General features: G+C 39.8%; 10 protein-coding genes. 5 read left to right on the top strand and 5 right to left on the bottom strand.

Annotated features, from left to right (window positions below; all coding sequences use genetic code 11):
- On the top strand, nucleotides 1-626 hold a 626-nt coding region (locus C1642_RS19455), incomplete at its 5' end, for a helix-turn-helix domain-containing protein (RefSeq protein WP_228153890.1).
- Here the strand turns inward: C1642_RS19455 and C1642_RS13810 are convergent.
- Nucleotides 623-1,591, bottom strand: coding sequence for an alpha/beta hydrolase (locus C1642_RS13810; RefSeq protein ID WP_001098142.1), 969 nt, complete (start codon nucleotides 1,589-1,591; stop codon nucleotides 623-625). The genes C1642_RS19455 and C1642_RS13810 overlap by 4 nt on opposite strands.
- Before the next feature lie 195 nt (nucleotides 1,592-1,786).
- A complete protein-coding gene (gene mdh, locus C1642_RS13805; RefSeq protein ID WP_000874704.1) occupies nucleotides 1,787-2,959 on the bottom strand; it encodes an iron-dependent methanol dehydrogenase in 1,173 nt (390 codons plus the stop codon).
- Between the two features lie 230 nt (nucleotides 2,960-3,189).
- Here mdh and C1642_RS13800 point away from each other — a divergent pair, with 230 nt between their 5' ends.
- From C1642_RS13800 to C1642_RS13790, 3 genes are all read left to right on the top strand, one after another.
- The gene (locus tag C1642_RS13800) at nucleotides 3,190-4,902 is read left to right on the top strand and encodes an AAA family ATPase (protein WP_002124462.1); all 1,713 of its coding nucleotides are present in this window, start codon (nucleotides 3,190-3,192) and stop codon (nucleotides 4,900-4,902) included.
- Between the two features lie 43 nt (nucleotides 4,903-4,945).
- The gene (locus tag C1642_RS13795; RefSeq protein WP_079548748.1) at nucleotides 4,946-5,305 is read left to right on the top strand and encodes a 5-carboxymethyl-2-hydroxymuconate Delta-isomerase; all 360 of its coding nucleotides are present in this window, start codon (nucleotides 4,946-4,948) and stop codon (nucleotides 5,303-5,305) included.
- 81 nt (nucleotides 5,306-5,386) lie between these two features.
- The gene (locus C1642_RS13790; RefSeq protein WP_000312223.1) at nucleotides 5,387-6,238 is read left to right on the top strand and encodes an AraC family transcriptional regulator; all 852 of its coding nucleotides are present in this window, start codon (nucleotides 5,387-5,389) and stop codon (nucleotides 6,236-6,238) included.
- A 28-nt stretch (nucleotides 6,239-6,266) separates the two neighbouring features.
- Here the strand turns inward: C1642_RS13790 and thiM are convergent, their stop codons facing one another.
- From thiM to C1642_RS13775, 3 genes are all read right to left on the bottom strand, one after another.
- On the bottom strand, nucleotides 6,267-7,094 hold the full coding sequence (gene thiM, locus C1642_RS13785) for a hydroxyethylthiazole kinase (protein ID WP_103236453.1): 828 nt from the start codon (nucleotides 7,092-7,094) through the stop codon (nucleotides 6,267-6,269).
- 33 nt (nucleotides 7,095-7,127) lie between these two features.
- Nucleotides 7,128-8,285, bottom strand: coding sequence for a hypothetical protein (locus C1642_RS13780; RefSeq protein ID WP_001207853.1), 1,158 nt, complete (start codon nucleotides 8,283-8,285; stop codon nucleotides 7,128-7,130).
- A 151-nt stretch (nucleotides 8,286-8,436) separates the two neighbouring features.
- Entirely contained in the window at nucleotides 8,437-8,694 is a 258-nt protein-coding gene (locus C1642_RS13775; RefSeq protein WP_000420541.1) for a hypothetical protein, read from the bottom strand.
- A 318-nt stretch (nucleotides 8,695-9,012) separates the two neighbouring features.
- On the opposite strand from C1642_RS13775, the gene pepN reads away from it, so the two are divergent.
- Nucleotides 9,013-10,950, top strand: a 1,938-nt coding sequence (gene pepN / locus C1642_RS13770; RefSeq protein ID WP_103236452.1) for an aminopeptidase N, incomplete at its 3' end; no start/stop codon positions are given.

The following is a 10,950-nucleotide window of genomic DNA, read 5'->3' as shown; positions in this document are numbered from 1 at the left end:
GTATTTTGGCCGCTGAGCGTTGTGCCTCCATTATTCAATCTGCCTTGTTAGAACAACAGCGTCAGCACTTACACATCCGGGCATTTTCGACGCCGCAAGTCAAATTTAACGGCAAAAGTTTATTATTGACGCCGCGTCAAATTGAAATTTTAACGATATTGGCACTATGTCCACATGGTTTAACCTTAGAGCATCTCTATCAGGCACTTTATGGTGAGCGTAAAGTAAGCATGGGTACGCTTAAAGCTGAAATGTCTCAATTGCGAGATATATTGGGAGGTTTGCTTGGTTCACGTCCATATCGGTTACTTGTGCATGTTGAGGCCGATTTTTTACAAGCTGAACAAGCGCTTGATGCTGGATATGTCGCCTCTGCATTGCAGCTTTATACAGGCGTATTTCTGGCAAAAACCGAAAGTCCGTTTCTGTGTGCATGGCGTGACTGCCTTGAGTCGCGCTTAAGTGATGCGATTTTTAAAACACAAGAAACAGATTTATTACTTAAGCATTTAGCTCATTTCCCTGAAGCAATCGATGCGGTAGAACGTCTTATGGAGTTATTACCGAGTGAACATCCTGCGCATCAATTGCTAGTGAAATATATTGACTCACCTAAGCTAAGTTAGGTGACTTTTTGATCCAGCCATTGGAATAGTTGCTGATAGACTTGTTCCCGTACTGGCTGGGCCGAAAGGACTAAATCGTGTAAACCATTGTGAATAGAGACAACTGAGACATCGCCTTTCATTTTTTTCCCAAATTTAGCAATGTCTTTAACGTCTAAAATGACATCGCTTTGAGTTGCATCGGGTCCCCATTTGCGTGGGTTTTTAGTTTGGTGCGAATGCATAATCAGGGCTGGAATATTCAATTTAACACCGCGGTGAATTTCTTTTTGCGCAGTATGAATTGCATGTACAAAGCTGAGTTGAACTGTCGGGGCAGAGGTTGGTTTCCAATCGAGGTTGAAATCCCATTCACCTTTAAGCTGCTTATGAAGACTGGTGGTGTACCATTTGTTCAGTTGGCTTGGAAATTTAACTTTTGGCAGATATTTTCCTACTCGACTGAGCATTGGAATACCAAACTTCTTTTCGACTAAGCTTAAATTAAAATCGTAAAACGGACTATTCGCCCAGAGTGCTTTAATGAGGGGATGATCAGGATGATGCGCAGCATAAAGCGTTGCCGTTAAGCCGCCTGTTGAGTGACCTGCAAGTAAAACTTGTGTATGTTTTTCTTGGCCAATAATCTCTAATGCTTGAGTAATTTCGGCATCATATTCATTTAAATCGAGCACATTATAGAAAATTTGATGAGGCAGTTTTGAGCGGCCATATTTTCTTAAATCGAGTGCATAGAAGTCATAACCATGGGCATTGAATTGCTCGGCCATTTCGGTTTGAAAGAAATAATCTAAAAAACCATGAATATAAAGTACCGCTTTTTGAGTTGGTTGAGTGGCTTTTTTACGAACTAAGGTGGCTACAACTTTACCTTCATAATCATCTGGAAAGTTGAGCGTTAGCTGCTCATAGCCGGCACCTAAAATATCTGGGGCATAATTGTGTTTAGCTGTAGATGTATTCATTTTTATCGAGCTATTGTCATTAAGTCATGTTGAGTATCCTTCAATGAAATGGGCAAATTGTCAATCAGGTTTAGAGAAGGTTGGAGTATAGGCTTTAAAAAAAAGGGAATACCGCTGGAGCTAAGTATTCCCCAAAAAGTAAGTCAACGGTCGGAGGGATTTGACTTACTACAGGAACATAGCGTTACATCAGTATTAAAGTGCTGCTTTGAAAATCTCCACAACTTGTGCATGGTTTGCTTTACGTGGGTTGGTCAGCATACATGCATCTTTTTGAGCATTTTCGGCCATCACCGCGAGGTCCTCAGTTTTTACGCCAAGTTCTGTTAAGCCAGATGGGATACCAATTGAAGAAGACAGTTTGCGAATGGCATCAATTGCAGCATACGCAGCTTCTGTTACGGTGAGACCGTGGGTATTTACACCCATTAATTCTGCGATTTTTGCATAACGATCTGGACAAGCAATTAAGTTAAATTCACAAACATGTGGTAGCAAGATTGCGTTACATACACCATGAGGTAGGTTGTAGAACCCGCCCAACTGGTGTGCCATTGCATGAACATAACCTAAAGATGCATTGTTAAATGCCATACCAGCCAAGTACTGCGCATAGCTCATCGCATCACGAGCTTCGATGTTTTCACCATTTGCGACAGCGGGTTGTAACCATTGACTAATCATGGTGATTGCTTTTTCTGCACACGCATCAGTAATTGGGTTTGCTGCTGTAGAAACATATGCTTCAACTGCATGGGTTAATGCATCCATACCTGTTGCAGCGGTTAAACCAGCTGGTTTTGCAATCATGAGTTTCGGGTCATCGATCGCAATAAGTGGAGTACAACGCCAGTCCACGATAGCCATTTTTACGTGAGTATCGGTATTGGTAATAATACAGAAACGAGTCATTTCAGATGCCGTACCAGCCGTTGTATTGACTGCAATTAATGGCGTCATTGGGACTTTACTTTTATCGATGCCTTCGTAGTCACGAATATGACCACCACCTGCAGTCACTAAGCCAATCCCTTTTGCACAGTCATGAGATGAGCCACCGCCTAACGACACAATAAAGTCACAGCCATTTTCGTTATAGGCATTCACACCGTTGTGGACATTAATATCGGTTGGGTTAGGTTCCGCGCCCGGGAAAATATGGCTCGCTACGCCTGCTTCGGTTAAATAGCTTGCGATAAGATCTGCAACGCCAAATTTAAATAGCCCTTCATCGGTCACAATTAATGCTTTTTTTGCGCCGAGGTTCTGCGCCTTTGTTCCAATTTCTTTGGCACATCCTGGTCCAAAGAGTGATACGCAAGGAATATAAAAACCGTTTGTTTGATCTGCAATATTTTTAAAAGCCATGGAGTGATTCCTTTTTCCATAAATCCATTGTTTGTTATTACAGGTGAGCCTCACCATGGCCTTAGTATTGTAATGTGTAGATTATTTTCCTACCTACCAAAAACCTACCAAATACCGACTTGATATTAGTTATTGATTTATATTGTTTTTATAGAAAGTTTAGCTCATTCATTTAAATTTTTCGGGAAAATCGTTAAGCTATGGGCTGTTGAAGATGTACATATGAGATTATGAAACAGGAAACTGCACTTAAACTGCTAAAAGCAGGTGAAAATGTTTTTTTAACCGGTTCGGCTGGTGCAGGGAAAACCTATACACTCAATCAGTACATCCATTACCTAAAAGCGCGTAAAGTACCTGTAGCGATTACAGCATCTACCGGTATTGCTGCAACGCATATGAATGGCATGACAATTCATACATGGGCTGGTATTGGCATCAAAGATCATCTAACTGACGATGACTTGAAACGGATGAAAGAGCGTAAATATCTCAAGGAACACCTTGAAAACGCGCAAGTTCTTGTGATTGATGAAATCTCAATGCTCCATGCGAAGCAACTTAATCTGGTCAATCAGGTTTTAAAATATTTTAAAGAAAGTGATGAAGCATTCGGTGGCATTCAAGTGATTGTAGCTGGAGATTTCTTCCAGTTGCCACCTGTAGGCCGTAATGGTGAAGCCAATCGTGACAAGTTCTGTTTTATGTCTGATGCATGGGTCGAAGCCAAATTTCGGGTATGTTATTTAACAGAACAACATCGCCAAGATGATGAAATTCTGAATAAGATATTAAATGCGATTCGTGCGCAAAGTATTCAAACCGAGCATTTGCAAGCTTTGCATCAATCCCGTACTCATGACATTGGCGAAACCTTTACTCGTCTTTATACGCATAACATGGATGTCGACAATATCAATTATCAGCACTTAAATGAAATTGATAATGAAGGACATCAATTTAATGCGGTTTTAGATGGTAATGAAAAATTATTAGAAACTTTGAAATCTTCAGTTCGTGCTCCGGAAGAACTCACACTTAAAAAGCATGCCAAAGTCATGTTTGTAAAAAACAACTTTGATATGGGTTATATCAACGGAAGTTTAGGTGAGGTGATCGGTTTTGAAGAAGATGACGAAAATGGGTTATTGCCAAAAGTAAAATTAACCGATGGTACAACTTTGCTGGTAGCGCCTGAAACATGGTCAATTGAAAATGAAGCAGGAAAAGTCATTGCAAGTTTCCAGCAAATTCCACTTCGTTTGGCATGGGCGATTACCATTCATAAAAGCCAAGGTATGACTTTGGAAGCTGCCGAAATTAACCTGATGCATACCTTTGAAAAAGGGCAAGGTTATGTTGCGCTCTCACGTTTGAAGTCTTTAACAGGGTTAAAATTATTAGGTTTTAATGAACAAGCTTTGGAGTTAGATAGTCTGGCTGTAAAAGCTGATCGCCGTTTTCAAGAACTTTCTAAAGAAGCCGAAGATAATTTTGCTAATGTCGATTTAACGGCTCAACATAAAGCCTTTATTCGTCATTGTGGTGGAACCTTAAATGAAACTGAAATTTCAAGAAATGAGAAAAAACTAGCGAGAGGCGAGAAGCAAAATTACGCCTCAGCGACTTTGGACGAAACTCGTGCATTGTTTGAAGAAGGCTACGAAATTGAAGATATTGCACATGAACGTGGTCTAACACCTGCAACCATTATTAATCACTTGGCTCGACTGCATAAAGAACAAAAGCTAGATATTTCGGTTGCCCATCCTGGTGAAGAAGTGGTCGAAGAAGTGCGTAAAATTTATAAGAAGTTGAAAAAACGCCAAAATCCGGATCATTTTTCTGATGATGGTTCGATCAAACTAAGACCAATTGTTGAAGCAACCAGCCCTCGAATGGGATATGATCAGGTTCGATTAGCTTTATTATTTATTGAATAAAGTTTAATGGGCTTAATGACTTATTATATAAATTGAGGTGGCTATGCCGCACGTTGTAGTTGATTATTCAGATAACTTAACTGGACTAAATGCAAAACAATTACTTGAAGAAATTAATACCACGTTGATTGAAACAGAGTTGTTTAGTCCAGAAGACATTAAAAGTCGTGCGCGTAGAGATGAGGTTTTTCTGATTGGCTTAGGGGTTGATCAAGCCTATATCCATGTAAAAGCCTATATTTTGTCGGGAAGAACTGCTGAACAAAAACAGCTTGTGGGTGAGCAATTATTAGCGGCGCTCAGCAACAAAAAATATCTACCACAAGAGTTTAATAAAGAAATTCAATTGTGTGTTGAGATTATCGACATGCCAAGAGACGATTATTTTAAGCAAGTTGTATAACTCTAAAAAGCGCAATTTCGATCAAGAATAGCAATGAGTACTATGTAAAAGTAGTGCTATCGAATGAACAGACATAAATGTATGGCTGTATATACACAAAAGCTGCAACTGGTTTGCGATTATATTCAAAGACATTTAGATGAAGACCTAGATGTCGATCGGTTGAGCCAGATTGCGGCCTTATCTAAGTTTCATTTTCATCGTATTTTTGCCATTCACGTTGGTTTAAATGTGATGAAATTTATCCAACTTTCTCGTTTAAAGCGGGCCTCTTTTCAATTGGCTTTTGAACCCGATCTCAAAATTATTGAGATTGCCTTGCAAGCAGGGTTTGACAGTCCCGAGGCATTTACTCGTGCATTTAAGCGTTCATTTGATCAAACTCCTCGGGCTTTTAGAGATAAACCAGACTGGGAATCTTGGCACCAGAAGTTTGTTTTTACGATTCCAAAAAGTGAGCTAAAAATGAATGTAAATATTGTTGAGCGACCTGCTGAAAAGATTGCCTATCTATCACATTTAGGAAGTCCCGATAAAGTTTTGGAAACTGCTGCGCAGTTTATTGCTTGGCGTAAAGAAACTGGCTTATCGCCTGTAACTAAGTCTAAAACTTATGGTATTCCTTTTGCTGACCCCGATCAGACACCAGCTGACGAGTTTCGGTTTGATATAGCAGGTTCAATTGAAAAGGCGGTACCTGAAAATAGTTACGGCGTACAAACAGGTGAAATTCCTGCGGGGCGTTATGCAACCGTAAGACATTTTGGTAGCCATGACCAGATTAAAGATAGCGTCTATTACATCTTTAGAAACTGGTTACCTGAGCAACCAGAAGAAGCAGGGGATTATCCGGTTTTCTTTCACTATCACAACTTTGTGCATGAAGTGAACGAGTGCGACCTTATTACCGACATTTACTTACTTTTAAAGTGAGTCTAGGATGATACAGGCATAGCTTAGGTTATGCCTGTATGTTTAAAAGTTTGATATCTGCATATTGTTCAATCAGGTTGTCATCTAACATATGGATATAATCCATAAAGATGCTACTAAAGCTTCCCATAGTTTGCGCCTGATTTGCTGCAAGTTTACCTGCAATTGCAAAATGAACATGAGCTGAAAGAGCTGCAATGGTTGGTGTCGTCACGGCGCTATATGCAGCAATTAATGCACCCAAAGCGCAGCCAGTTGCAGTAATTTTAGGTTGTAAAGGACTTCCGCCGTTTACTTGAATCACTGCATCTATTTCATGAGACAAGATATAGTCTGACTCGCCAGAAATAGCGATACAGCTTGCATGTTTTAAGAGAGAAACAGCTTGTTGATAGGCTTGATCACTACTTAAAGTGCTGTCTACACCTTTAGATTGAACTTGATTGCCTGCAAGCGTACTGATTTCTGAAGCATTACCACGAATAACACTTGGCTTGAATTGTAAAAGCTCGTCTGTCATTTGACTGCGCCAAGCTAAAATTGGGCCATAGCCTACCGGATCAAGTACCCAAGGAATATTGTTAAGCTGTGCGGTCTTGGCAGAGATTTGCATGGCTTGCATTTGCTCTGAAGTCGGTGTACCTAAATTAATGCTTAAAGCCGATGAAATTTTGGTAAAGCTTTCTGCTTCATAAGGATTATCAATCATGGCAGGTGAAGCACCGGAAGCAAGTAATACATTGGCGGTGTAGTTGGCAGCAACGCTGTTGGTAATACATTGTACCAGCGGCGTTTTTGCCTGCATGTTTTGCCAAGCTTCAATCACCTGTTCAATGAGGTTGGATGTCGAAGTCATCTGATAATCCTTATTAAGCCAGAGATAAGAAAGTTAACGGGTAAAATAGTGATCTTGATGTTTGCAATTTTGGCAAATCAACGACACATAATCTGCTGCATCATAGTCCACGCTTAGATCATTTGAACCACAGTACATACAACGTTTAACCGAGTAAAAGTTTAAACGAGGTTCGATTTTTCGCCATGCTTTCCATACAGGTTGTACAAATATCTGTTCGTCATAACCTAAAAAGCGGTTAAATAATATATGGCTCATTTTACTGTAAGGAATATTGTAAGGGCGGGGCAACATCGAAGTTTCCCACTTTTCAGCCAAAGCTCGTTCCCGATATTGCTCTAAAGTTTTCTTTAATAGATTGGTATTAATAAACTTTTCATTTCGTGGCTGTAGTGCCTTTTGTTTATAAAGATATTCAAGTGCAGTCTGAATAAGATAATAAATTTGACCAATCGCCAATGAGTCCATTAAACGGTAGCAAAAGGCTTGAAAATTAGAGCTTCCTGCAATTTGGATACCCCAAGTTCGGCAATAGAACTGAGTGAACTGAATAATTTCTTGATAGAGCACCTGAAACAGCACGTCTTTCACTTCATCGGCACTACGAAATGGAATACCAAGACTTAGGTTTTCATAGAACCAGTGGCGTAATTGCTGAGCTACACTAAATAAACTCGGGTCGCTATAACCATCTAGACGAATATTTAAATAAAAGCACTGTGGTTCATCGGTTTGATCTTGTGCATTTAAAATCCCATCTTTATGAAGCTGTTTAATCAGATGGCTTTGGAACATCCAGTTGGGGGTAATCGGCTGATATTTTATCTGGTCCCAGTGAATGTATTCGTCATGTGCAACGTCATCACGAGCATAGTCATCAAGTAGGCTCAATAAAAAAAGTTTATGTAAAAAACTCAGTTGTTCCAAACTGCGTTGTGGCTGGTCTTTTGACTTAAACTGGCGTTGTTCTTGTAATCTGGTCTGCTGTAAAAGCTTTTTTCTTTGTTTAGTGCATTGGTCGCAATGACATGTCATTTTTGTGTCTTTAAATACACGGTGTTGGCAATGGCTACATTCATGAAATTGAACGTCTTGCTCAAATTGTTCGGCATCTACCCAGTACATCGACGCTTGGCAGAGAGGGCAATGGCTACTTTCATCTAGCTGTTTTTGTAGAATTTGTAAGGCCATTTCGCTCCGAACGTTTAAATTAATCATGACTGACCTATTATACACAGCCGCATTGCCGATAGATGAGATTGTCTTTTTGTTTGATGCAAAAATAGAAAACCTAAAGTCTTTGTTTTGACTTTAGGTTTTTATAAGAGGTTAAAAGTTAAGATTAAACAGGGCACGGCAAGGTCTCATCATTTTGTCCAAGTTTTTTGGCATTGATCAGTGCCTGCACTTTTTTACTTGGTAATTTCACTTTACCTAAGGCGTCATACGTATTAACGATAGTGGTTACCTCCTGAGCAGTCATTGAAATACCTTCGGCAGACAAGAACACGGCAATTACATGATGGTCGAGTCCTGCTGCATCTAGATCATGAATCGCTTTAATGTTTTCTAGTCGATGTAAATAAGCTTTTAATTCCATAGTGAGTTCCTCTTGTTCTGATTGAAATACTTATACTGGTATATTAGATAAGGCAAGAACCATGCCCAAAATGTAAGCAGCTCCTCAAAAATGTTAAAAGCGAAAGGAGTTTTATTTTTATTGTATAGATTGATTATATAAGCAGCGATTATCGTAATTTTGGTCTAATCTGTGCTAATAAAAGACGATTCTAATTTGAAATGTATAAATCAAGTCCCATTAATTTTATAAAGGTAAACAAACACAGTATGTATGAATGTGTATGATCAAGTTCATAAAATTCGTACTACGGTTTCCAAAAGTATATAAGGAATAAAGATGAATATTGCGGCGCAGCCTCCAGTTCAGGCAGATCAAACAGTTTATTTAAAAGATTATCAAAAACCTGCGTTCTTGGTTGAATCAATTAATCTTGATATTCAAGTTTATGACGATAAAACAATTGTTGATTCAACATTGGTCATGAAGCGTCAAACTGCTGGAGACTTGGTACTACTGGGCCGTGATCTTGAGTTGCAATCTATTCAGCTCAATGGCCAAGATCTTACTCCTGCACAATATTCACTCGATAGTGAACAACTGGTGATCACTGATGCACCAGATGAAGTCATTTTACAAACTCAAGTGATTATTCACCCAGAAACCAACACTCAGCTTGAAGGTTTATATAAAGCTGGCGACTTATTTGTAACGCAAAATGAGCCTGAAGGTTTCCGTAAAATTACGTTCTATCCAGACCGTCCAGACGTACTTTCAGTTTTTACTACACGTGTAGAAGCAGACAAAAAATATCCGGTTTTACTTGCGAATGGTAACTTGCTTGAAACAGGTGAAGTTGGTGAAAACCGTCACTTTGCGATCTGGCAAGACCCGACTAAAAAGCCAAGCTATTTGTTTGCTTGTGTGATTGGTGATTTAGCCGTATTGAAAGACCGCTATACGACTTCGGAAGGGCGTGATGTTGCTTTAGAAATCTATGCCATTGAGAAAGACATTCCAAAATGCCATATCGCAATGGAAGCTTTAAAACATTCTATGCGCTGGGATGAAGAGCACTATGGCCGTGCCTATGATCTCGACAACTATATGATTGTTGCGGTGAGCCAGTTCAACATGGGTGCCATGGAAAATAAAGGTTTAAATATCTTTAACACCTCATGCGTACTTGCCGATGAAGAATACACAACTGACGCAGCGATTATGCGTGTACAGTCTGTGATCGCCCATGAATATTTCCATAACTGGACAGGGAACCGTATTACTTGTCGTGACTGGTTCCAGTTGTGCTTAAAAGAAGGCTTAACGGTATTCCGTGATCAATCTTTCTCGGAAGATTTACAATCTGCTGCGGTTCAACGTATTGACGATGTCGCTGTTCTTAAATCGCATCAATTCCCAGAAGATGCAGGTCCATTGTCGCACCCTCCACGCCCAGACCACTTTGTCGAAATTAATAACTTCTATACAGCGACTGTTTATGAAAAAGGTGCGGAAATTAACCGCATGATGTCGACATTACTGGGTAAAGAAAAATTCCGTCAGGGAACGGATGAATATTTCCGCCGTCATGATGGACAAGCCGTAACTGTTGAAGACTGGGTTGCTGCACTCTCTGCAGGTTCAGGTGTTGATTTATCTGCATTCTTAACTTGGTATAACCAACCAGGCACACCAAAGCTTGAAGCGAAAGGTGAATATGATGCAGCAGCGCAAACTTATCGTCTAAGCTTTAAACAAAGCCTAAAAGCGCATCCGAAATATCCAAACTTAAAAGCTGTCCCAATTCCTGTAGCGTTGGCATTATTTAATGCGAAAACAGGAGAGCAATATACGCTCCAAAGCGAAAGCCTATTTGTAAATGGTGTTAAAGATGGCGTGTATTTGTTTGACCAAGACGAGGCAGCTATTGAGTTTACAGGGGTAACTGAGCAACCTGTTGTTTCACTACTACGTAATTTCTCTGCACCTGTAAATCTGGTATTTGATTACAGTGATGAAGAATTAGCATTCTTAATTCAACATGAAACAAATGGTTTTAACCAATGGCAAGCAACACAAACCTTGCTTGAACGTATTTTGTTAGAAGATCACTCTGCGGATACCTATATTCAAGCTATTCAAAGTACATTGCCTGAATTAGTTGGTCGTGATCCACTTTTAGCATCGCGTTTGTTTGATGTACCGACTGAAGGTTATTTGGGTAGCCGTATTGATCAAAACTATGCACCAGCCGATATTCATGTAAAACGTGAAGCC

The sequence above is a fragment of the Acinetobacter sp. AKBS16 genome, assembly GCF_002899995.1.
In the GTDB taxonomy this organism is placed as follows: Bacteria; Pseudomonadota; Gammaproteobacteria; order Pseudomonadales; family Moraxellaceae; genus Acinetobacter; species Acinetobacter baumannii.
This window is presented reverse-complemented; position numbering and strand designations above follow the sequence as displayed.

Bases quoted from the DNA above. Each gene is read 5' to 3' on its own strand.
- C1642_RS13780 (WP_001207853.1), bottom strand. From the start codon at position 8,285: ATGGCCTTACAAATTCTACAAAAACAGCTAGATGAAAGTAGCCATTGC.
- thiM (WP_103236453.1), bottom strand. From the start codon at position 7,094: ATGACTTCGACATCCAACCTCATTGAACAGGTGATTGAAGCTTGGCAA.
- C1642_RS13795 (WP_079548748.1), top strand. From the start codon at position 4,946: ATGCCGCACGTTGTAGTTGATTATTCAGATAACTTAACTGGACTAAAT.
- mdh (WP_000874704.1), bottom strand. From the start codon at position 2,959: ATGGCTTTTAAAAATATTGCAGATCAAACAAACGGTTTTTATATTCCT.
- C1642_RS13775 (WP_000420541.1), bottom strand. From the start codon at position 8,694: ATGGAATTAAAAGCTTATTTACATCGACTAGAAAACATTAAAGCGATT.
- C1642_RS13790 (WP_000312223.1), top strand. From the start codon at position 5,387: ATGGCTGTATATACACAAAAGCTGCAACTGGTTTGCGATTATATTCAA.
- C1642_RS13800 (WP_002124462.1), top strand. From the start codon at position 3,190: ATGAAACAGGAAACTGCACTTAAACTGCTAAAAGCAGGTGAAAATGTT.
- C1642_RS13810 (WP_001098142.1), bottom strand. From the start codon at position 1,591: ATGAATACATCTACAGCTAAACACAATTATGCCCCAGATATTTTAGGT.